The organism is Streptococcus sanguinis (genome assembly GCF_008329445.1).
Classification (GTDB): Bacteria; Bacillota; Bacilli; order Lactobacillales; family Streptococcaceae; genus Streptococcus; species Streptococcus sanguinis_O.
This window is the reverse complement of sequence record NZ_VIBR01000003.1, coordinates 89,422-112,590: the sequence shown is the minus strand read 5'-3', so window position 1 is coordinate 112,590 and position 23,169 is coordinate 89,422. Positions and strand designations below refer to the sequence as shown.

The 23,169-nt window shown below is 45.7% G+C and carries 18 protein-coding genes; 6 read left to right on the top strand and 12 right to left on the bottom strand.

Annotated features, from left to right (window positions below; all coding sequences use genetic code 11):
• Nucleotides 1-54: 54 nt before the first annotated feature.
• Nucleotides 55-924 (bottom strand): glycosyltransferase family 2 protein, encoded by an 870-nt coding sequence (locus tag FKX92_RS07535; protein ID WP_004188906.1) that lies wholly within the window; start codon nucleotides 922-924, stop codon nucleotides 55-57.
• A gap of 210 nt (nucleotides 925-1,134) precedes the next feature.
• Between FKX92_RS07535 and FKX92_RS07530 the strand changes: the two genes are divergently transcribed.
• Nucleotides 1,135-2,106: a nuclease-related domain-containing protein gene (locus FKX92_RS07530; protein WP_004188908.1), complete on the top strand. Its 972-nt coding sequence runs from the start codon at nucleotides 1,135-1,137 to the stop codon at nucleotides 2,104-2,106.
• Between the two features lie 48 nt (nucleotides 2,107-2,154).
• Here FKX92_RS07530 and FKX92_RS07525 read toward each other — a convergent pair whose 3' ends face one another.
• The 6 genes from FKX92_RS07525 to FKX92_RS07500 all read right to left on the bottom strand — a co-directional run bounded on the left by FKX92_RS07525 (nucleotide 2,155) and on the right by FKX92_RS07500 (nucleotide 8,411).
• Complete coding sequence (locus FKX92_RS07525) at nucleotides 2,155-3,564, bottom strand: LPXTG cell wall anchor domain-containing protein (protein ID WP_004188909.1); 1,410 nt, start codon at nucleotides 3,562-3,564, stop codon at nucleotides 2,155-2,157.
• A 118-nt stretch (nucleotides 3,565-3,682) separates the two neighbouring features.
• Nucleotides 3,683-4,612, bottom strand: a complete 930-nt coding sequence (locus FKX92_RS07520) for an aldo/keto reductase (RefSeq protein WP_149565971.1) — start codon at nucleotides 4,610-4,612, stop codon at nucleotides 3,683-3,685.
• 9 nt (nucleotides 4,613-4,621) lie between these two features.
• Nucleotides 4,622-6,400 (bottom strand): glycoside hydrolase family 35 protein, encoded by a 1,779-nt coding sequence (locus FKX92_RS07515; protein WP_149565970.1) that lies wholly within the window; start codon nucleotides 6,398-6,400, stop codon nucleotides 4,622-4,624.
• Entirely contained in the window at nucleotides 6,401-7,762 is a 1,362-nt protein-coding gene (locus FKX92_RS07510) for a PTS sugar transporter subunit IIC (protein ID WP_149565969.1), read from the bottom strand.
• A gap of 5 nt (nucleotides 7,763-7,767) precedes the next feature.
• The gene (locus FKX92_RS07505; RefSeq protein ID WP_149565968.1) at nucleotides 7,768-8,085 is read right to left on the bottom strand and encodes a PTS lactose/cellobiose transporter subunit IIA; all 318 of its coding nucleotides are present in this window, start codon (nucleotides 8,083-8,085) and stop codon (nucleotides 7,768-7,770) included.
• An 8-nt stretch (nucleotides 8,086-8,093) separates the two neighbouring features.
• Complete coding sequence (locus tag FKX92_RS07500) at nucleotides 8,094-8,411, bottom strand: PTS sugar transporter subunit IIB (RefSeq protein WP_080557065.1); 318 nt, start codon at nucleotides 8,409-8,411, stop codon at nucleotides 8,094-8,096.
• A 204-nt stretch (nucleotides 8,412-8,615) separates the two neighbouring features.
• Between FKX92_RS07500 and FKX92_RS07495 the strand changes: the two genes are divergently transcribed.
• A complete protein-coding gene (locus FKX92_RS07495) occupies nucleotides 8,616-9,812 on the top strand; it encodes an ROK family protein (protein ID WP_149565967.1) in 1,197 nt (398 codons plus the stop codon).
• An 89-nt stretch (nucleotides 9,813-9,901) separates the two neighbouring features.
• Here the strand turns inward: FKX92_RS07495 and FKX92_RS07490 are convergent, their stop codons facing one another.
• Nucleotides 9,902-10,798, bottom strand: coding sequence for a DUF7916 family protein (locus tag FKX92_RS07490; RefSeq protein ID WP_002896677.1), 897 nt, complete (start codon nucleotides 10,796-10,798; stop codon nucleotides 9,902-9,904).
• A 232-nt stretch (nucleotides 10,799-11,030) separates the two neighbouring features.
• On the bottom strand, nucleotides 11,031-12,923 hold the full coding sequence (locus FKX92_RS07485; protein WP_149565966.1) for a M13 family metallopeptidase: 1,893 nt from the start codon (nucleotides 12,921-12,923) through the stop codon (nucleotides 11,031-11,033).
• 148 nt (nucleotides 12,924-13,071) lie between these two features.
• Here FKX92_RS07485 and FKX92_RS07480 point away from each other — a divergent pair, with 148 nt between their 5' ends.
• From FKX92_RS07480 to tpx, 4 genes are all read left to right on the top strand, one after another.
• Nucleotides 13,072-13,791, top strand: coding sequence for a metal ABC transporter ATP-binding protein (locus FKX92_RS07480; RefSeq protein ID WP_316250852.1), 720 nt, complete (start codon nucleotides 13,072-13,074; stop codon nucleotides 13,789-13,791).
• A 1-nt stretch (nucleotide 13,792) separates the two neighbouring features.
• Nucleotides 13,793-14,641, top strand: coding sequence for a metal ABC transporter permease (locus tag FKX92_RS07475; protein ID WP_032909605.1), 849 nt, complete (start codon nucleotides 13,793-13,795; stop codon nucleotides 14,639-14,641).
• A 19-nt stretch (nucleotides 14,642-14,660) separates the two neighbouring features.
• Complete coding sequence (ssaB, locus tag FKX92_RS07470; protein ID WP_149565964.1) at nucleotides 14,661-15,590, top strand: metal ABC transporter substrate-binding lipoprotein/adhesin SsaB; 930 nt, start codon at nucleotides 14,661-14,663, stop codon at nucleotides 15,588-15,590.
• A gap of 151 nt (nucleotides 15,591-15,741) precedes the next feature.
• Entirely contained in the window at nucleotides 15,742-16,233 is a 492-nt protein-coding gene (gene tpx / locus FKX92_RS07465; protein ID WP_033179104.1) for a thiol peroxidase, read from the top strand.
• A 20-nt stretch (nucleotides 16,234-16,253) separates the two neighbouring features.
• On the opposite strand, the gene FKX92_RS07460 is transcribed toward tpx, so the two are convergent.
• The 3 genes from FKX92_RS07460 to FKX92_RS07450 all read right to left on the bottom strand — a co-directional run bounded on the left by FKX92_RS07460 (nucleotide 16,254) and on the right by FKX92_RS07450 (nucleotide 22,980).
• Nucleotides 16,254-17,351: a DUF3114 domain-containing protein gene (locus FKX92_RS07460; RefSeq protein WP_149565963.1), complete on the bottom strand. Its 1,098-nt coding sequence runs from the start codon at nucleotides 17,349-17,351 to the stop codon at nucleotides 16,254-16,256.
• A 227-nt stretch (nucleotides 17,352-17,578) separates the two neighbouring features.
• Nucleotides 17,579-19,819, bottom strand: coding sequence for an SEC10/PgrA surface exclusion domain-containing protein (locus FKX92_RS07455; protein ID WP_149565962.1), 2,241 nt, complete (start codon nucleotides 19,817-19,819; stop codon nucleotides 17,579-17,581).
• Between the two features lie 278 nt (nucleotides 19,820-20,097).
• Nucleotides 20,098-22,980 carry a GBS Bsp-like repeat-containing protein gene (locus FKX92_RS07450; RefSeq protein WP_149565961.1) on the bottom strand — a complete coding sequence of 961 codons (2,883 nt, stop codon included), beginning with the start codon at nucleotides 22,978-22,980 and terminating at the stop codon, nucleotides 20,098-20,100.
• Between the last annotated feature and the right edge of the window lie 189 nt (nucleotides 22,981-23,169).

Sequence of the window (23,169 nt, the reverse complement as noted above, 5' to 3'; positions counted from 1 at the left end):
ACTAAAAAACAAGCTACGCTTTCAGCCCTATGGATGAAAGGTGGCTTGTTTTGTTTATTCTCCAAATAGTTGGAGTTTACTTTCAATTTCCTGATAGACCAGACTGGACTGCATACCGACGGCTGCAGCGCTGTCGCGACAATACTGGAGCAGGAAAGTGTAGTATTTGTAGTAGAAGCTCAGGTCATAGCCCAGCTTACCCAAAATGGCTAGCTGCTCCTCAAAACCTACAATCAAGTCTCGGAACCACTGCTCATTCCAAGTCATGGAGATGCTATTTGGCCGCAAGCGATAGTAATAGAGCGGTTCATTGAGGTAGATAATCTTCTCTGACTGAAGATACAGCTTATAAGTTGTGAAGGCATCTTCGGCCACTCGGCCGACTGGATAGCGCACTGTATCAAAGAGCTCACGCTTATAGAGCTTGGCCCAGGCACAGAGAAAGACACCGTCTAGCATGCGCCGTCTAGGGTACTCCTCGATTATCTCTTCTCGCGTATAGAGGGTTTCAAAATGCTCTGTCGAATAGTAGAGGAAGGCTGAATCCTCTGCACGAAAGCTACAGTGGTGACCAATAGCAATGTCCGCATCATACTCCTTGATCTTTTCATAGAGGCGGGCAACATGCTGCTCAGGCAGCCAGTCATCCGAATCCACAAAAATCAAATAGTCTGAACTAGAGTGCTCAATCCCTGTGTTGCGGGCACCGGACAAACCTTGATTGTCCTGATGAATGAGGCGAATCCTCGCATCCTGATCAGCTAGCTCTTGGCAAATCTGGCCAGAAGCATCTGTTGAACCATCATTGACTAGAATAATTTCCAGATTTTGATAGGTCTGACGACAGACGCTGTTCACACATTCTGCTAAATACTGCTCAACATTGTAAACAGGGATGATAACACTGATTAATTCCTGAGACATGATAACTCCTATTCTTTTCCTGTCTTTTTATTATACATGATTTTTTAGGTTTGTGAGGTGTTTTTGGAAAATAAGTTTTTAAAGGGTAGTTTCCGTTTTTTAGACATATTTCAATCTATTGCTCAATTGCTGTGTTTTTACACTTATAAAAATCTTCCGTCCTTTATTTTGTGCTATACTCGAATTAGGGATTTTAAGGGAGATTAGGAAATGTTTGGATTCTTTTTCATTGCATTTGTGGCTGTCTTTGGCATCGTCTTTTTTATCAGTTATAAGCTACTTGAAGACAGGGAAGATACGGACTCGGATTGGTCATCCAGCCAAAGCCCAGAGCCTGACTATTTCCAGCAAACCCAGACTGCCCCTTGGGAACTCAAATATAACAAGGGAAAACAGGGAGAGTACCAGCTTGGTCAGGTCTTGAACCAGCTCTATGGCTATAAAAAGATTTTGTACAATCTCTATATTTTCAAAGAAGATGGATCTACCACTGAGATTGATGCCCTGCTGATTCATCCATCTGGAATTTACATTTTTGAGTCAAAAAACTACAAGGGCTGGATCTTCGGCTCAGAAAATCAGCAATACTGGACTCAGGTTCTTTCCGGAGGCCGCGGAAAATCCTACAAGAATTCTTTTTTCAATCCCATTATTCAAAATAAAGTCCATCTCAAATGGCTCAGCTACTATCTCAACCAATACACGCCAAATCTATATTCCTATATCGTCTTTGGCAATGACTGTCAGCTTAAGGAAATCCATCTAAACAGTGACAGGCATAAAGTTATTCAGACCTGGCAAGTGATTGGGGCAATCAACCAGCAGGCCTGCCAAAGTCCAGTCTGCCTGTCGCCCGAGCAGATTGACGACCTCTATCGTATGCTCCTGCCCCTGACCAAGCGAAAGCAGGTCATCAAAGAGCGCCATATTAATAGCATTGCTCAGAATAAACAGCGTAGAGAAGCAGAAAAGATCTGTCCTCGCTGCCAGCATGGATTGGTGCTCCGCACAGCAGCCAAAGGTTCTAAGGCTGGTCAGAAATTTTGGGGCTGCTCCAACTTCCCAAGATGCCGCTTTACTCAAAAATACCAAGAGCCTGTCTGCAGTCCGCTCACTGCGCAAGCACCTAATTTTGAACAGCCTGTCGTGCAAAACCTAAACCAAACACAAAGCAACAGCTAGAACCTGCTGTTGCTTTTTTGTAGATTATTTTTCCTCTAGCTTGCAAAACTAAGATTTTTTCTTCAAGCCAAGGAAACCAGCTGCCAGCCCTAAGAGCCCGAATCCAAGCAGATTGGTCAATAGACTGCTTTGACTGCCGGTCTTAGGCAGTTGTTTGGAAGAAGCTTGTTGAAGAGTTGGCTGTTGAGACGCTGCTTGAGAATCCGTCTGGCCGCTTGTTTTGTAGGTCAGATTTTCCGCTTGGCTACCCTTTGGATCAGGCTTTGCAGGGGTTGGCTGCTGGGCTTGATTTTGAGAGGCCTGCTCCATATCGGCCAACGGCACGATGCTCTTCATAAACTCATCTTGTGAAATGGCCCTTTCTTCGACTGCATCTTGAATACCAGTGAGGCTGACAAAATAGTAACGAGCCCAATCCTTGGTCAGTCGCTGAATACCAGCCAGACCAGCTCCTGGATACCAGAGCGGCTTGCTCACTTCTTCAGCAAATTTCCAGTCACCGCCAACTTGAATACCAAGCTTGGCATCTGGATCAGATTTTTCAGAAATACGAGCTTCTACAGAAACTAAAACAGCCCGAATGTTTTGAGGATTCGGAATATCACGGGCTTGATCAGAGCCCCAGTGGGCAACCCGATCCTGCTTAAGTAATACCTCAATAGCTGTTCCCCCGCCAGCCAAGGCTTCCTGACGTGCATCTCCTACGTTGCTGGACATATTTCCCTTGAATTGAGAAACCCATTGAACTCCTTGAGGGTGATCCACAATTTTCTCCCAGACATTGGAATCCTTCCGGAGCACAAAAGCCTGCATGTTACGAATATCCGCCCATGCATTGCTGGCCTTATTGTCCGTCATTTCCATCACAACGCCCCAAGGATCAAATTCGTTCATCCATTTGCCGCGTTCCTTGTCAAAGACAGCCTGTGCTTCTTCGTCAGTCATCCCTTCGCCTTTATAAGCAAGGTAGTACCAATCCGCCGCTGGGTCATAAGTCGGACGGCCGCCTAACACGACGGCTCCGCCATTAAATTGACCAGGACCGCCATTAGGACCGCGCTTTTGACGCTCCCCATTTTCTTCAACGACATTTTCCTCCGACCAAACCCAGACATCCCCTTGATTGGCTCCCATCTGAGCAATGGCGCGCTGCTTCTGCTCATCAGACATGACCTGACTGGCTGGCAACTCGCTGGCAGCTGATTCGGCCTGATTTGCAGGAGCTGCTTGGGGTTCAGCCACAGCTGGATTTTCAGCCTCAGGACTTGCTTGCGCTGCTGGAGAAGCCGACGTTTCAGCTACTGCGGCAGGGGCAGGCACAACATCTTCTGCTTCAACTCTTGATACAGCTGTCAAAGCTGCTAAGGACAAGAGGGAAACACATAGCAGCAAGCCACTTCCATACTTGGCAGCAGAAGCAGATTTTGCTAGGCCTTGCCAAGAAAACTTATTATTCATATCATTCTCCTTTCATAAGGTGCAGAGTCGAGCTTAATCAATGAAATATGCAGACCGATTCGCTGCTCTTAGGCTTCATTGATTCTGAATAACAAATAATCTCCCTGCAAAAACAAGCTTAGGGCAGAGGATTTCCCGCGCTCTTATAAATCTTATACCAGTCAGCTCGAGAGAGCTCAATATCAAAAGCAGCCACCATTGAGCGAATTCGCTGTGGATTCATGGAGCCAACAATCGGCTGCATTTGTGCTGGATGACGCAAAATCCAGGCGAGAACTAAGGCTTCAAAAGAAACTTGATAGTCTGACGCAAAGGCATGCAGAGTTTCTGTAAGCTGAGTATATTTAGGATGCTCCATAAAAAGTCCCTGGTTCAAGTCAACCTGAAATGGTGACCAAGGCTGAATCGTGATATGATGCAATCGACAATAGTCCAGCACACTACCGTCCCGAACGATTGCTAAAGGATTGAGCATATTGGCATTGAGCCCAGCGTCCAGCATCGGAGTATGGGCTGGACCAAACTGTAGTTGGTTGGCAATCAAGGGCTGCTCCACACTCTTCTGAAGCAGCTCCATTTGATAAGGGTTTTGATTGCTGACTCCGAAATAGCGGACCTTCCCAGCTTGGTGCAGCTGTGAGAAAGCCTCAGCCACCTCTTCCGGCTCCACAAGAGCATCTGGCCGGTGCAGGAGGAGCACATCCAGATAGTCCGTCTGCAAGCGCTCCAAGCTGCCTTCAACCGAGCTGATGATATAATCCTTAGAAAAGTCAAAATGGTAGTTGGTATGAACATCCCGCAGTCCGCACTTGGACTGGATGAGAACACGGTCCCGGGGAATCTTAGCCGAGCGAAGAGCCTGTGCAAACTTTGCTTCAGACTGGCCGCCAGCATAGACATCTGAGTGGTCAAAGAAATTAATTCCCACTTCTACCGCTGTTTCAAGAACGGAAACGACCTCTTTAGGATCATGCTCTGCTAGTCGCATGCAACCCAAAATCAGCTGACTGGCTCCTTCCAGTTCATTCCCGATTGTCATATATTTCATCGCAACACCTCATTTCTTATAGACTGGATGGTCAAGTAAGGTCAACTCTTCAATCTTGACATTTTCTGTTTCAAAGACGATAAACTCATTCTTATCCTTGAGCAAGCCAGACGGCACATAGAGATAGTGAATCGGCCCTTCATTCCAGTAGCGGCCAAGGTTGAAGCCGTTGACCGAAATACAGCCTTTCCCATACTTAGAGCAGTCGATGAAGGTATCAGCGATATCATCCAACTCTGCTTCAAAGCGATAGAAGGTCGGTGCTTTGACTCTTTCAGGTGGAGCTGAGTAGCAGTCTAACTTGGCCAGCATTTCCTGGTCAAACTTGAGCGCATAATGCTTCCAACCCTTTCGGAACTGGTGGTTAATCATGATACCGCCCTTGACTCCCTTGGATTGACTGGGTGCGCCCAGCTTGTAACCATAGTTGACCCGCCCCATATTTTCCACCAGCACATCAATCTGAATCCGCTCGGTATTAGCCGAGAAGAGCAGCTCATCACCGATTTCTTCCCGATACTGGGTAGCTAGGTGCTCCTGATTGACATAGAAATGGCAGCGGTCATGAGTCTCCAAGGCCTTGAGCCTTTCCTCATGGTATTGATTTTTGATATCGGAACGGTAGAGGATATAGCCATGATTCTGCCCAATCTGCTCCATAGGCTGCGGATAATCCAGCAGAATTTCCTCTGTGATGTCTGCTGCCACATCCAGCAGATTTGCAGTTCTAAGCAGTGGAAAACTGCCATAGGCCTTGGCCTGTCGGCTAATAGGCTCCATCTGCTCAAGCTCTGGAAAGACCTCGTGGGTCACCCGCTGAACAGCGTAGTATTTCTCAGTCGGCTGCCCCCACTCAGTAATGGGTGCGTCAAAATCATAGGAGGTAATCTGCGGCAAATCCTTTGTCTTGCGGGCTGAACAGCCGCTGATAAAACCAAAATTGGTCCCACCTCTCAGTAGAAAGAGGTTCATACTGCCCAGCTGCAGCATTTTTTTGACATCCTGAGCCAAATCTTCGGCTTCTCGCCGAACGATTTCCTCGCTCCAGCGGCTGAACCAACCATCCCAAAACTCGGTACACATAAGTGGCCATTTCTTGCCATAGCGCTCCGTGAAAGCTCGCAGATTATCTGTATTTTCCTTAGGTTGGGAACCAAAATTCCCCGTCACAAAAATATCATCCTCAATCAAAGTTCCAGACTCCAAAGCCTCTATCCATGTCCCGTCAGAGGTAAAGAGGGGAACCGTAACGCCACGTACCTTCATCATCTGCGCAATGCTGCGCATGTAGGCCTTGTCCTCGGCGTAAGAACCATATTCATTTTCCACCTGCATCATGAGGATAGGGCCACCCTGATCGCTCTGATAGGGCAGAAGCTTGGGAAAGAGCCAGTCATAAAAATGACTGACCTTTTCCAGAAAAAGCGGATGATTGACCCGCAGGCGCATAGAAGGATATCTCAAGAGCCAAGCCGGCAGGCCGCCAAAGTCAAACTCTGCACAGATGTAAGGCGTCGGCCGGACAATGAGATAAAGCCCCATCTCCTCAACCAACTTGAAGTATGCTTCAAAATCCAGCATCTCCTCTGCCTGAAACTGCCCTTCCTGAGGCTCATGCAATGCCCAAGGAATATAGGTTTCTACCGTATTAAAGCCTAGAGCTTTGAGATTGTAAAGGGTATCTCGCCACTGGTCTGGATGAAGCCGGAAATACTGAATAGCTCCTGATAAAATCTTAAAAGGCTTGCCATCCAAATAAAATTCTTCTTTAATTTCAAATTTTGCCATTTATCCAAGCTCCTCCTGTTTATCTGCCATCTTGACAAAGGGCAGATATATAGCGGTCGAAATAGCGATATTAACCAGCGAAAGAATAATTGCCCGCCAGTCGAAGGCTGTCGCAAAGAAACCGTAGAGAATCGGCGGCATTACCCAAGTAACGTTTTGAGTAACCGGCGCAACCAAGCCCATAGAGGTTGCAAAGTAGGCTACTGTTACCATGACCATTGGCGTCAGGACGTATGGAATAAACATAATTGGATTCAAAACGATTGGCAGGCCGTACATGACTGGCTCACCGATGTTGAAGACCATTGGGAAAATTCCTAACTTGGCCACTTCGCGATAGTGCTTGTTCCGAGATTGCCAGAGAATGGCAATGGCAACCCCAATCGCATCAAACCAGACAAAAGCACCGAAAGAATTATCCGTCCACATATAAGGAATCGCATGCCCAGCCTGATAAGCTTCTAGATTAGCCAGCATGGTCACACCAAAGAGACTGGCCATGACTGGTGCCAGCACATTACCGCCGTGCAGGCCGAAGAACCAGAAAATCTTATTGAGAAAGACAATGAGCAGTACAGCCCAGAAGCTTTGAGACAAGCTGAGAAGCGGTGCCTGAAGAATCTTATAAATCCAGTCAATCAACAGCTCGCCTGTCACCAGATTAAAGAGGTAGGTTGCAATCCCCACGACATACATGGCAATCGCAGCCGGAATGATAGACTGGAAGGGCTTCATGATAGCTGGCGGAACAGAATCTGGAAGTTTAATCGTCCAGTTACGATTCATGACCTTACAAAAGATGATAACAGATACAAAACCAATCAGAATAGCAGTAAAGTAACCACGCGCACTAATCTGGTCACCGGGAATGACACTGTTAATCGTCACAGACAAGTTACTGCCGTCAAGTTTTAGCTCTGGAAGTTTTGAAATCGCCTTGCTCAGCCCTGGTGTTTTGCCAGCCAACTCAAAGGTTTTAGTAACTGATCCACCAATGGTAATGATATAGGAAGCAACAGCTACCAGACCGGCAGACACCTTATCAGTATTGTAAATTTTAGCGATATTGACCCCGAAGGTAAAGAGGAACAAGAGGGTAACGATAGGAATACTGCCCTTAAATACCAGCCAGTTAATATCAATCAGCCACTGGAAGGTAGAGGAAATCCAGGTCCAGCCGAACTGTCCTGGCAAGTCAGATAGAAAGGCATTGACCATGAGGGCGAAAGAGCCCGTCATAATCACAGGCATGGTTCCAATAAAGGAATCCCGCAGGGCAACCAGAAATTTTTGGTTGCCGATTTTATTGGCAATAGGCATGAGACGCGCTTGCCATTTATCAACCAAACTACTCATCTGCATTTCTCCTATTCATCAAATTTTTTATGCAAATCAACAATCTCCTTTGCCAAATCAACAAAGGCGATACTGGTCATGAGATGATCCTGCCCATGTACCATAAATAAACTAAGTTCTGTCTTTTCTCCTTGTGCCTCTTTGCTCAGCATTTCAGCCTGAGCGTGATGGGCTTGCAGCAGGGCCTTCTGAGCCTGACTCAGTCTCTCCTGAGCTCGGTCAAAGTCCTGCTTTTTAGCTGCTGCAATGGCTTCAATAGCACAAGACTTGGCCTCTCCGCCATACATAATGAGGGTCATAGCGACCTCTAAGGAATCTTTATTTGCCATAGGAGTACCTACTTCATGAGCGACTCTGCCAGATCCAGGACCTTATCCCCCTTCATCATTCCGTAGTCCGTCATAGGAATGACATCGACCGGGATGTCTTTTGAAGCTAATTTTTCCTGTAAATCCTCCAGCAGATAGCGGACCTGAGGCCCCAGCAACAGGACATCAACCTTTTTCTCGCTTAGATAGTCTTCTGCTTCTGACACTGGCACCGCAAATATCGTCGCAGCCAAGCCGCGCTCCTCTGCAGCTTTCTGCATTTTATTGACCATGAGACTGGTACTCATCCCAGCTGCACAGACTAACATAATCTGTTTTGTTTCCATCGGCATCCTCCTTTATGAATCTGACCTAGCCCGCAACGACACTTGCCATTTATTTTCAATATATAAACAAAAATCCAGAAATAGAATATTTTTCACTATGTTATTAATATTCTATAAACATTATAACTATTTTTCTGTACTATGTCAACGCTTACATTTGAGATTTCTAGCTTTTTTTGATAGTATAGCAGCAGAGGAAACAAGATGACACGAACTAGAAAACAAAACGAGCTAAGGGCAACTGTTCTGGATCAGCTCTATGCCAAACGACCGATTTCTCGGATTGATATTTCAAAAGAAACTCAGATTACACCAGCCACGACTGGCAGTATCATCAATGAACTGATCAAGGAAGGCTTGGTACTGGAGCTGGGCGAGCTCAATGACGAGAGTGTAGGCCGCAAAAAAACCCTGCTAGATATTGCGCCTCGTAGCCGCTACTATCTGGGCTTTGAGATTTCTGAAAAACAGCTGGCTATGGTCATCGCTGATAATACCGGTGAGATTGTAGAAAGTAGCATTCGGACTTATCAGGTCGAGGTGACAGGCGGCCCGTCTGACCAGGAAATCATCCGACTCATTCAAGATTTTCTGAAGAAGAACAGCAAATACTCCATCTCAGCGATTGCCCTCGGGCTGCCGGGGCATGTGAATCTCTCTGAGAGTGATTTTATTATTTCTAAAAACCCCCACTGGGGACAGATTGACTTGCGGACTATTCAAGAAGCCTTTGACCTCCCTGTCTACTTTGCCAATAAATCCCACTGCCTGACACTGGCTGAACGCCTCTTTAGCTATCATCCGACAGACAGGAATTTTATCGTCTATCATGTCGCCAGAGGTATTCATTGCTCTTACATGTACAAGGGCAGCATTTACAGTCAGGAAAATTATCTTATCGGGGAGGTGGGGCATACCGTCATCAATCCCGAAGGGGAGCGCTGTCCTTGCGGCAAGCACGGCTGCCTGCAGGTTTATGCCAGCGAGAGCGCTCTGATTGACAAAGCAGCTATCCTGTATCGGGCTTCCCAGACCTCGCTCTTAAAGACCCTTGTAGAGGATGCTAATGACATTGATTTGACAAGTCTGATGACCGCCTATCGCTTAGGAGACTTGGGCAGCATTGAGTTGATTCATACTGCCTGCCGCTATCTGGCCATTTCCATTTCCAACCTCTGCCAGCTTATTGATAGCGAAAGGATTTATCTGGACGGCCAAATATTCTCCTATCCGGTTATTGCCGAACAGGTCCTGGCTCAGTTAGAGCAGGAAGTACCTCTCTTTCCAAAACAAAAACAAGCAGAGATTGTCATTATCCCCTACTCTAAATACAGCATCGCCCGCTCTGCAGTCAGTCTCTGTGTCTATCATGAATTTTTAGATAAAAAAGGAAACCTATAAAGGCCGAGACAAGAATCTCGGTCTTTCTTTTATAAAAAATAGAGATAGGCTTTCTAGGAGCTTCCCCCTTAAAAGTCTATCTCATTTTACTATCTATTAATCGAACGTGAAATCATGGAAATGGTGTGGCGCTGTCCTCTGAGAGCCTTGCTCATGGCAAAGATATTTTCAACCGGAGCCAGACAGCCGTAGCCTGAATCCCCGATATGCTGGATATCTACACCGCAGATTTTGTTGCGGATAGCCATTTGCTTGACAATATCCTCATCAGCACTCTCCTGACTGGTACCGATAGCACTCATAACCAGAGCCCCCTTTTGATGGGCCAGTCGGACAATCTGCTTCAAGTCCTGCTCATCAAAGCCTGGCACACTGCCGACTGCCGGTGCTAGGACAATATCAACACCAGCTTCGATAAATTGAGCGATTGCTTCTAGGTCTGCTACCGGCTCATCCACACCCGAAGCATGCATTTTGCCTGCAATCAGCAGACCTGAAAAATTCTCCTTGACCACTCGAATGGTGTCAATAATGGCTTGATTGGTGACACCAGTTCCCGGATTACCTGTCAGGCAGATAAAGTCAACGCCCAACTCTTCTGCTCGCTGAACGGTCGCTAGACTAGCCTGACGCCCCTCATTGATAATCAGGCGTTCTCCTGCCATCTGGGCCTGACTGTCCACCGGCTCTAGATTGATACCGATAGGACGCCCCACCAAGCGGTGCAGCTCCTTAACAAAATCTTCCTTGGCATCCAGACCAGCCACAAAAGGCTGGAAGATATCAATCCCATTCAGCAAAATCAAGTCAGCACCAAAAGACCTAGCAATCTCTGCATTGGTCACATCACCGATATAAGATTCTTTGAAAGCTACGTTTTCAGACAGGATAACGCGGCCCTCACTGGCCTTGATGCTCTGTTTCAGCTCCGGCGCAGTCATACTTAAAATTTCTGAAGCATTTGAACTAATGAATCGTTTTACCATAAGAACATCTCTTTTCTTTATTATTCATTAATAAACACTTTGAAATCTATTCTATTTGGATGTTTTGTTTATTTTTTGTTATCAACTACAGTATAGCACAAGGCTAGAAAAATGTAAACGCTTTATATTTTCTTTGACAAAATAGTCTGCTTTCAAAACCAAAAGCAGACTATTGAAATGCACTCGATTATTTTTGATTTGAGCAAGATTCGATAAACGTCTTATCTCTGCATCACCAGATGACCACCCGCTCTTCTGGGCTCCGCCACATGCCATCTCCCTCTTGCACATCAAAGGTCGTAAAGAAATCGTCAAAGTTAGGCAGCTGCACATTGGTCCGAAGCTTGGCTGGCGCATGGACATCAACGCTTGCCAAGAGCTTCATATATTCCTCTCGACCTTTCATCCGCCAGATGCGTGCAAAGTTGGTAAAGAATTCCTCAGCAGAGAAATCCGCTTCTTTCTTGGCTGCTTCTAAGGCAGCTGCAATACCGCCCAGATCTGCCACATTTTCTGAAACAGTCAGCTTGCCATTGACCTTAGCACCATAGGAATCCTGTCCTTCGAACTGATCAATGACCTTTTGAGTCCGTTCGGTAAAGGCTTGGTAGTCATGCTCCGTCCACCAATTATTAAGACTGCCATTTTCATCAAAGGAAGCGCCATTGGTATCAAAAGCATGAGAAATCTCATGGGCAATGACCGCTCCGATACCACCGTAATTGGCTGATGAGGATTGGTGCAGGTCATAGAAAGGAGCCTGCAGGATAGCCGCTGGAAAGACAATCAGGTTTTTCTGCGGATTATAGTAGGCATTGACCATATGGGCTGGCATTCCCCATTCCTTGTAATCTACCGGTTGATTCCATTTGCTCCAGCTGTAAGCAATATCAATCTGGCTCAGCTTCTGAGCATTTTCAAAGAGAGTCAGCTTTTCATCCACAACCTTGAGGGAATAGCGCTCAGGAAGCTCGTCTGGATAGCCAATATAAGGCTTGATGACATTGAGTTTGACAATAGCCTTGTCCCGAGTTTCTGGTGTCAGCCAGTCATTCTGGGCCAGGCGGTTTTTGTAAACTTCAATCATCGTCGCCACTTTCTGCTCCACATCAGCCTTGGCTTCTGGTGAGAACTTTTGACCAGCATACCAAAGACCGACAGCTTGATTGAAGGGACCTTGGGCCAGGTAAAAGGCTGCTTTTTTCTTGTCCTGAGCCTGAGGAGTCCCTGATAGAGCACGATGATAAGCTCCTGCCAAGACACGGATGCCATCCGTTAGATAAGGCGTCGTATTGCGGACCGCAGAGAGAATCAGCAGAGCATGGAGTTTATCCCAGTTAGCAGCTGTATAGATATCCTTAGCTGCTTTCCAGAAGCGTTCCTCAGGCACAATGACCTGGTCGGGTTCTTGACCGATTAACTTGGTGAAAATATCCGCCAGAGGCAACTCCGGTACCAAGGCTTTGAAATCGTCCCACTTATAAGGATGGTAGAGCTTAGCATACTCAGAGCTTTCTTCACTAGACAGAACATACTGAGCAAAAACAGCATCCAGCTCCAAGACCTTATCTAAAAGATCCTTGATTTCCTCTTCTGCAAAGTCAAATTTTGCCAGCAAATCTTCCTGAGCCTTGCGCCATTTTGCAAGCAGGTCTGCCTTCTGCGGATGATCCTCCGCATAGTAGGTCGTGTCTGGCAAAATGGTTCCCGGTCCGTCTGCCCAGAGAACATTGATACGAGCGTCCATAAAGTCAGGCGCTACACCAAAGGGGAAATAAGTTGGCTTACCAGCCAACTCAAAATCAGCAATCTTAGAAGCATAGTCTTCAAAAGATGTTAGGTTGCGAATTTCATTAATGTAAGCACGCGCAGGCTCAATCCCAGCCGCTTCCCGTTTATCATAATCCGCTGCCAAGCGGTGGTAAGCAACAAAGTTCTGCAGAATGGCATCTTCTGGCACTCCATCGCCAGCCAACCATTTGTCTGTCGTGGCGAGCATAAGATCTTCAATCTCATCTGCCAGATCCATGAAGCCGCCCGTCACTGGCTTATCATCAGGAATGACCGCCGTCTTGGCCCACTCACCATTAACTGCATCGTAGAAATCATCTTGTAGTCGTGTCATCTTCTTCTCGCTTTCATGCTTTTGATATAACCTTATCAAAATCTACTTGTTTTTTCAAACGTTTCTTATATTAATTTTAGAAATTTGCAAAAATTAACTTGACTTAATTTTTGTTTTAATGTATATTAAAATTATAGAGGTGTATGAGATGATTACAATTAAAGATTTAACTGTCAGCTATCAGGATAGGCTGGCTCTTGAGCCCCTTTCATTAACCATTAAGGAGCCAACCATTACTGGGATTATCGGCCCTAACGGAGCCGGAAAATCCACCCTGCTCAAGGGCATGCTAGGGATTATTGACCACCAAGGCCAGACTCTGCTGGATCAAAAGCCGCTACAGAACTCTCTCCAGCGAGTCGCTTATGTAGAGCAAAAGATTAATATTGATTATCATTTTCCTATCAAGGTCAAAGAGTGTGTCTCTTTGGGACTTTACCCGCAGCTCAAGCTCTTTCAGGGACTAAAGAGTTCCCATTGGGACAAGGTGGCTGAGGCATTGAAAATTGTCGGTTTAGCAGACTTGGCTGAGCGCCAGATTAGCCAGCTGTCTGGCGGGCAATTCCAGCGGGTCTTGATTGCTCGCTGCTTGGTTCAAGAGGCGGATTGTATCTTTTTGGACGAGCCCTTCGTCGGGATTGACTCTGTCAGCGAAGAGATTATCATGGCTACGCTGCGCAGTCTCAAAGCTGCAGGCAAGATTATCCTGATTGTCCATCATGACTTGAGCAAAGTAGTTGATTATTTCGACCAAGTCATCCTGCTCAATCGTAAGCTGATTGCCTTTGGTCCTACCGAGACCAGCTTTACCAAGGACAATATGAAAAAGACTTACGGCTCCCAGCTCTTTATGAATGGAGGTGCCTAGGATGATTTTAGAATTTTTCCAAGGGCTGCGGGATTTTCACTTTCTGCAAAACGCCCTCATCACAGCCATCGTCATTGGGATTGTTGCTGGAGCTGTCGGCTGCTTTATCATTCTGCGCGGCATGTCGCTCATGGGGGACGCTATCTCTCATGCGGTTCTGCCCGGTGTGGCCCTGTCCTACATTTTAGGGATTAATTTCTTTATCGGAGCCATCACCTTCGGACTTTTGGCCTCGATTATTATCACCTACATCAAGGGAAATTCCATTATCAAAAGCGATACAGCCATTGGGATTACCTTTTCTTCCTTCCTAGCTCTGGGTGTGATTCTGATAGGCGTTGCCAATAGCTCCACAGACCTCTTTCATATTCTCTTTGGGAATATTTTGGCCGTGCAGGATATTGATATGTGGATTAGTATCGGAGTCGGAATAGCTGTGCTCTTAATCATCATACTCTTTTTCAAGCAGCTATTGATTACTTCCTTTGATCCGCTGCTGGCTCAAGCCATGGGCATGCCAGTCAGCTTCTATCACTATCTGCTGATGATTCTCTTGACCTTGGTCTCTGTGACAGCCATGCAGAGCGTGGGAACCATTCTGATTGTCGCTCTCTTGATAACGCCGGCAGCAACGGCCTACCTCTATGCCAACAGTCTGAAAACTATGATTCTGCTGTCCTCAGGGCTGGGCGCTCTAGCTTCTGTACTGGGGCTCTTTATTGGCTACAGTTTTAATGTTGCTGCAGGATCCAGCATTGTCCTGACCTCGGCTCTCATCTTTCTCATCTCTTTCTTTATTGCACCTAAGCAACGCTATTTAAAACTTAAAAACCGACCTAAACTAAAATAAAATTTGATGGAGGAATCCCATGAAAAAATTAGGTTTTTTATCTCTACTTTTGCTAGCAGTCTGCACTCTCTTTGCCTGCTCCGGTCAAAAGAAGGCGTCCAGTGACTCATCCAAGCTCAAGGTTGTTGCAACCAACTCAATTATCGCTGATATTACCAAAAATATAGCTGGCGATAAGATTGACCTCCACAGCATTGTACCAGTCGGCAAAGACCCCCACGAATACGAGCCTCTGCCTGAAGATATAAAAAAGACTTCTCAAGCGGATCTCATCTTCTACAACGGTATCAACCTGGAAACCGGCGGCAATGCTTGGTTTACCAAGTTGGTCAAAAATGCCAATAAGGAAGAAAACAAGGACTACTATGCTGTCAGTGATGGCGTTGACGTCATCTACCTTGAAGGGCAAAGTGAAAAGGGCAAAGAAGACCCTCATGCTTGGCTCAATTTGGAAAACGGTATTATCTATGCGCAAAATATCGCCAAGCGTTTGATTGAAAAAGACCCTAACAATAAGGCCACTTACGAGAAAAATCTCAAAGCCTATGTAGAAAAACTGACCGCTTTGGACAAGGAAGCCAAGGAGAAATTCAACAACATCCCAGAAGAAAAGAAAATGATTGTGACTAGCGAAGGCTGCTTCAAGTACTTCTCTAAGGCCTACAATGTGCCGTCAGCCTACATCTGGGAAATCAACACCGAAGAAGAAGGGACTCCAGACCAAATCAAAAGCTTGGTTGAAAAACTACGCAAGACCAAAGTGCCGTCCCTCTTTGTCGAATCAAGTGTGGATGACCGTCCGATGAAGACTGTCTCTAAAGACACCAATATCCCAATCCACGCTAAAATTTTCACTGACTCAATCGCTGACCAAGGCGAAGAGGGTGACAGCTACTACAGCATGATGAAATACAATCTGGATAAAATTTCTGAAGGATTGGCCAAATAACGATAAAAGGTTAGGAAGACAAAATCCTAACCTCTTTATTTTTTTATAATGAGTTCTAAATAGTGACACCCTCAAATTTCCGGTCAAATTATTCGAAAAAAATCACTATTCGCTGTACAATGAAGCTATCAAATATGAATGGAGACTCCTTATGACAACTTTTCTCGGAAATCCTGTAACCTTTACTGGAAAGCAACTGCAAGTCGGCGACACCGCACACGATTTTAGCCTGACAGCAACTGACCTTTCAAAGAAAACTCTGGCTGATTTTGCTGGCAAAAAGAAAGTCCTGAGCATCATCCCATCTATCGATACTGGTGTCTGCTCGACTCAGACTCGTCGTTTTAACCAAGAACTCTCTGACTTGGACAATACCGTTGTTATCACGGTTTCAGTTGACTTGCCTTTTGCTCAAGGCAAGTGGTGTGCGGCTGAAGGCATTGAGAATGCTGTCATGCTCTCTGACTACTTTGACCATTCTTTCGGCCGTGACTATGCTGTCCTCATCAATGAATGGCACCTTTTGGCTCGTGCGGTTCTTGTCTTGGACGAAAACAACACTGTGACCTACGCTGAATATGTCGACAATATCAATACCGAGCCTGACTATGATGCGGCGATTGCAGCAGTTAAGAGTTTATAAGAGATAAAAATACGGACCTGCTAGTCCGTATTTTTTTGTGCGAAAAACTTCTGCCAAAACTGACGGAACCAAGCCCAGGAACGCAAGAGGATGGATGGCCGATTCAGCAATTTCTTGAACCGAGCAATCTCTGCCTTTACCTGTTTCTGAGCACTCCGCCCCTTTCGAGCATAAGGGCTCTTAGCCGAACGATAGCCCAGCGGACCACGATTATTCTGAGGTGACTTGAACTTACGACCGCCATTTTCAATGGCAAGCCTTCGAAAGCGAGGATCCCAGACTGCAGGCGTTTTGACATCGTAGCGAGTATGAGAAGCCTGATTAACCGGACGATTGCGCTCACCATAGTTAAAGCTGGCACCATTCACAATACCATTTGGGCTAGCCCCCTCTGGATCGATGATATTGAGAAAGCGACCTGTCTGATCCAAAATAAACTCTGTATGAAAATCAATCAGGATTTTTATATTGGCCTGACTTGCTTGACCATCCGGATAGACAGCTTGCTCTGACCTCTTATCAATATGGGCTTTATTGTGCAAGCGAGAGGATTCTTGAAAGCTATAAGGCAGCGCAGACCAATCCTTTAGATAGGAGGCCAAGGCTTCTGCATCTGTCATACCAGTCTGACGGTAGTGATCTCTGACCCACTGGGCCTGCTGGCAGGAAATGACATAGCGAAACTGATGTAGCTGCCTTTTAAGCTTTTGACTGCCATCCCTTTGGCTGAAATCATCTGCTGGAAAAGCCTGGCGCAAGGTCCTTGAGAAAATTTTCCAAAAGCCATCATGAGGTGTTAGGTTTGGAGCAATCCGAGCCAGCAAAAAATCCGTCTCTGACTTGTCTCCGCTCAACTCCTCAGGCATATTAACAATATTCATAGCCAGAACCAGCAGCTCCTGAGCTCCTAACCTGCTGTTCTGAGCATCCTCAGCCAGCCAAAGATCTTGAAAAAAGGGACTGCCAAAAAGCTGAGCCTCCTGCAGGTAATATCCTTCTTCTGGCACTGTTTTCCCTTGCACACTAATCTCTGCAAAAACTTGTTCCAGTGCTACCTGAGACCAGCCGATTGATTGCAATTGCTGAAAGAGATGTTCTTTCCCTTCTTTCGGATACATGGCTTCCCTCCTTTCTGTTAGCTCTAATAGTTCAAAAATGTAGGGATTATAATAAAAAATCTAATCTACATAGAACAATTAGATTTTATCACAAACTCACATAATAACAAAGAACAAAATATGAACCCTTGGAGTGCTAACAATAAAGATGTTCTTAACAAATCACTCAATAAATAAAGAGAAGACCAAACTGGTCCTCTCTCAGTATGAGTTTTGTTTAAATGCTCTTAAGCTTTACGGCGTTTTGCAAAAACCAGTCCCAGCATAGAGAGCAATCCCAATCCTGCAAGTGCTAGAGATGATTCAGCAGAACCTGTTTTTGGAAGAGCTGCCGGAGCCTGATAGGTCTGAACTGGTTTCTTTCCCTTCTTCACTCCCGTTGTAGTGACTTTCAGAACCTTTCGCTCATTCTTAGAAACGAGGTTGGTTGGGTCGCCTGTCTCAAGGGCTGCAAGAGCTGCTTTCAAAGCTTCAAGTTTTGCATTTTCGACTCTATACGTTTCTTCCTTACTTGCCAAGTTTGCTTTAGCATCATTGAGAGCCGCTTCTGCTTCTTTTAGAAGAGCAGGGGCGTTTTGCAAGCGAGTAACATAGTCTTTAGCAGCTTGAACAGCGCGTTGAGCCTCTTCCAGAGCTATAGCCGCAGCAGTTGCCTTTTCTTGAGCGGTCGCTGTAGCTGCTTTCAATTCAGCAAGCTTGGCATTAGCTCCCTCAGCTGTTTTTTGCGCACTTGCTTGGGCTGCTTCTTTTTCTTTCAAGCTTGCTTGAGCTTTAGCTAAAACTGCAAGCTTAGCCTTGGTTTCTTCAGAAGCCGAATTCTTGCTATTTTCGAGTTCAGCTTGGTAAGTACGTTCCGCCTTGGCTAACTTGTCCTTAGCAGTTTTCACAACCTCACGCAGTAATGGTGCTGTCTCCTGCTTATTCTGAGCATTGGTCAACATACGTTGAGCAGCGTCCAACTTAGCTTGTGAAACCGCCAAGTCTTTACGAGCAGCGTCTGCATCTTGATTATTGGCATTTGGATTGATCAAGGCTGGTGTGATTTTGGAAGGGTCCTGAATATCACCGTCATTATTCGCGAAGAGAAGGAAGTTAATTCGGTTAATAATGCCGTTGTTACTAAAGTTAACAGCTACATAATCTCCCTTTTTCTGCCTATCTAGGCTGCCAACTATTTTTTGAGCATAGATTGTTGTTCTAATGGGGTCTCTAAAGCTATCTCCAAGGTCAAATAATTGGAATTTAATATTGTCATAGATAGTCTTCTTCAAATAATCAACGGACACTTTTTCTTGACTGGCCAAGGTAGGATAAAAACCCAGCTCATTTAAACCAGTAACTCTATATCCAAACTGATCAAGCCCAAATTTAGCAACCACATCTTTTGGAACATTCACTTGTGAAGTTATAGGATCTTTTGCTTGGGCTCTATATTTTTGCTCACGGGCTGCTTGGCTTAGGGCCGCCGCATAATCCATACTATTTTGCGTTAATGTTACAGGAGCATTGCCTACTTGCTTACGGATTTGGTTGATTAAATCTTGAGCATAGTAGTTAATTTCCAAAAGGATCTCTTTAGGAATATTATTAATATCTACTATACGTTGAGCATCCTTTTGACTGCTAATGAAGTTATTACTTGATTTTAGAATCGCTGCCTCTTTTGCAAGCATTTCTTTCGCTTCAGGAGTTAACTGGCCCGATCCTTTTTTATCAATAGTTCTTGCTGCCCTGATGTAATCTTGCGATAGAGTAAAAGTATTGTGAACCTGATCTTGAGACGAAAATTTCGCTTCTTTTTCTTTGATTTCTGCTTGAGCTGCTTTAATGTCTGCTTGGGCTTGATCAATCGATGCATGGCGTTTCGCATCTTCAGCTTCAGCTGTCTTCAACTGATCTTCGTAAGAAGCTAAGTGGTTTTTAGCCTTGTCAAGCTCATCCTTTGCCTTCGTTACCTTTTCACTCACCAGTTTGCTATCCACAGCTTTTTGGGCTGCATTCACAGCATCCTGAGCAGCTTGAGTCTCGTTTTGTGCCTTAGCTGCTTGAGCTTGAGCATCCTGAGCTACAGCTGCCTGTGTGTTTTCTACTTTTTTAGCTGTATCAAGAGCTGCTTGGGCTTGCTTGGCCGCGTTTTCTGCTGGAGCAACTTTCTTCTCAGCTTCTGTCACAGCTGCTTGAGCTTCGGCAATTTTTTGTGCACTTGTATCAGTATTATCTTTCTTAGCTGTTTCAACCTTAGTCTCAGCTGCTGTAACCTGTTCTTTGGCTTGGTCAACAGACGCTTTTGCTTGATTAACCTGCTCAGTCTGCTGTTTAAGAGCTTCTGGACTTGCAGATAGAACCTTATCTTGGTTTGCAGGGGCATTTGCATCCACTGGAGTTGTATCTGCAGCTACAGTATGAGCAAAGCCACTACTAGCAAGAACTGCTGCACCTAGAATGACATGTTTTTGGATTTTTTTCATGGGTTTCCTCCTGATATGTTAACAGTATAATGATAAAAACTTTGTTTGTCAAACTATTTACATGTTTTTTTGAGAACATTTATCGCAAATATGTCCAAAAATAGAATCTCATCTCCATCGCTTCCAAAAAACCTGTGTCTCTAGCTATAATTGTATAATGAATTTGACTCTTACTAATCTTGCCAATGATAAACTCTTAACCGATTACAAACATAATAGTCATAGAATGCAGAAAACCGCCCGTCAAGCAACGAGCGGTCTTCTTAATCACGAATTTCTTATCCTTTGATGGCAATAAAGGGTGATCCTTCTGTATTATCCGTCGGATCTACACTCTTGACTCCAAAGAGATAGTCTACTGGATACCAGCCATTATTAGCTGCATTATAAGGGTCACGGACATAGGTTTTTCCATTGTCATAGCCTTTGAGAACCAGCTCATGAGTCACTGGATAATGGGCAAAGATGCTAGTACCAACGGCACCTAGGACATGATGCCCCTGCGAAAGCACTTCTTTGACTGCAGAAGCTGTAAACAGAGTCTCATTCGTCAGATCCCAGTGCTGGGCAGCTCGGACAATACCACGGCTGCTGGTGCCAAATCCATCTTTATTAAATTCATTGGTATGGTTATATAGGTAATCCGCAACGGTTGTCGGAAGCACTTCTGTCCCAGTAATTCCAGAAATAACCATGGCTAGCGTTGTCGGCACGCATCCTGTCGCATCCATGCTGTAAGGACCATACTTCCTGCCACCCCAGCGACCATCACGCTGTGAGTAGTACGGAGTATTGTAAACCGCTTTGGAGACCTGGGTCGTAGTAGCATCAACAGCGATGAGCTGACCATTGTCCTGCTTATAGTAAAGATGAATCTTGTACTCGCCAGTAGAAAGCTTATGGTCACTAGCTCGGACTGTGATCTTATAGGTGCCATTCGCCTGCTTTTGAGCTAAATACCACTTGACATCATCCTGATCCTTATCTGTGGACCAAGTTGGTAGATAGACTGCTTGAATTCCACCTGGATTGGAGACATTTGTCACAACTACATCAAAAGTTCCTGTTCGAGCATTATTGTTTTGGATATTGATTTTTCCAGTCGCACGGATGTTTTCAGGTGCTACAGAAACCATCAGCTTCTCGCCACCCGCACCTTGCATCTGGCCATCCTCGTTCAGATAGTAAAGATGAACCTTGTACTCACCTACTGAAAACTTATGATCCTGAGCTCGGACATGTTTTTTATAGGTGCCGTCAGCTTGGCGCTCAGCGATATACCACTGCACGTCGTCTTGGTCATCCTTGCTGGACCATGTTGGCAGGTAGACCGCCTTCAGGCCATCTGGGGCGACAATATCGGACACGATAATATCAAATTCACCTGTCTGCGGATTGTTGTTCTGAATGATAATCTTACCTTGAGGCTGTGCGCGAGTAACCACCGTCTTTGCTGAGCCTGCACCCTGCAGCTGACCTGCATCATTCACGAAATAGAGGTGAACATTATACTCGCCCAGAGAGTTCTTGTGGTTGCGGTAGCTGACATGTTTGAAATAGGTCCCATCAGCTCGTCTTTCAGCAGTGTACCACTGCACATCGTCTTGGTCGTTAGCAGCTGACCATGTCGGCAGGTAGACCGCCTTCAGACCATCTGGAGCAACAATATCAGACACGACAATATCAAATTCGCCTGTCTGCGGATTGTTGTTCTGAATGGTAATCTTGCCTTGAGGCTGCGCTCGGTTAACCACCGTCTTTGCTGAACCTGCACCCTGCAGCTGGCCTGCATCATTCACGAAATAAAGATGAACATTATACTCGCCCAGAGAGTTCTTATGGTTGCGGTAGCTGACGTGTTTGAAATAGGTCCCATCAGCTCGTCTTTCAGCAGTGTACCACTGCACGTCGTCTTGGTCGTTAGCGGTGGACCAGGTTGGAAGACTAACAGACTTCAGACCATCTGGGGCAACAATGTCGGACACGACAATATCAAATTCGCCTGTCTGCGGATTGTTGTTCTGAATGGTGATTTTTCCCTGTGGCTGTGTGCGAGTAACTACCGTCTTAGCCGAACCTGCACCCTGCAGTTGTCCTGCATCATTCACGAAATAGAGATGAACATTATACTCGCCCAGAGAGTTCTTGTGGTTGCGGTAGCTGACGTGTTTGAAATAGGTCCCATCAGCGCGCCTTTCGGCTGTGTACCACTGCACATCGTCTTGGTCGTTAGCAACAGACCAAGTCGGCAGGTAGACCGCCTTCAGGCCATCTGGGGCGACAATATCTGACACGACAATATCAAATTCGCCTGTCTGCGGATTGTTGTTCTGAATGGTGATCTTGCCTTTTGGTTGCGCGCGGTCAACCACCGTCTTAGCTGAGCCTGCACCCTGCAGCTGGCCTGCATCATTCACAAAATAGAGGTGAACATTATACTCACCTAGAGAGTTTTTATGATTGCGGTAACTGACATGTTTGAAATAGGTCCCATCGGCTCGTCTTTCAGCAGTGTACCACTGCACATCATCTTGGTCGTTAGCTACAGACCAAGTCGGCAAGTAAACGGACTTCAGACCATCTGGGGCGACAATGTCTGACACAACAATATCAAATTCACCTGTCTGCGGATTCTTGTTCTGAATGGTAATCTTGCCTTGAGGCTTTTTGACTTCTGCTGCCGCCAAGGAGCGCTCTGTAGTAGAAGCTGGTTGCGCTGGCAGATTAGAAGCACCATTTTTTTCTGAGTTCTCAGCTACAGCAGGTTGATTCTCTGTCGAAGCTACAGTATCACTTTTCGGCTGGGCATTTTCTTCAGGATCTGAAGAAGTAGGCCGAGCACTGGTATCGGAAGACGTAGGTGCCTGACCAGCTGCAGGGCTAACAGCCTCCGGTGCTGGTGCAGCCTTATCCATACTTGACGGACTGGTTTCTGCCACAGTCGAAGTTGCAACTGTACTAGCTTGGTCCTCCACAGCCTGGCTGACAGCGACACTGTCAGCCGTCTGACTAGGTGCCAGCTGATCTGCCTGAACCGCTCCACTTCCAAGAAAGGCCAAACCAGTCGCAATCGCCACCGAGATTGCTCCCAGACTGCATTTGCGAATACCAAAACGAGTAAACTTCTCTGCCCGAAATGCCATCATTCGTCTTTTTTTCATAATAGGATTCTCCTTTTGCAAAAAAGTAAAAAGCAAGCCAATTTTCTGCAAACCAGCTAAAGAATTTTTACTTTTTATTTTTTAAATTGTACGCTTTGATTATATAATAATCGCAAAACGATTACAAGCGAATGAAGAAAATCTAAACATCAAAGAAAGGCTTAGACACTGTATTCTTGCAGCGATTTT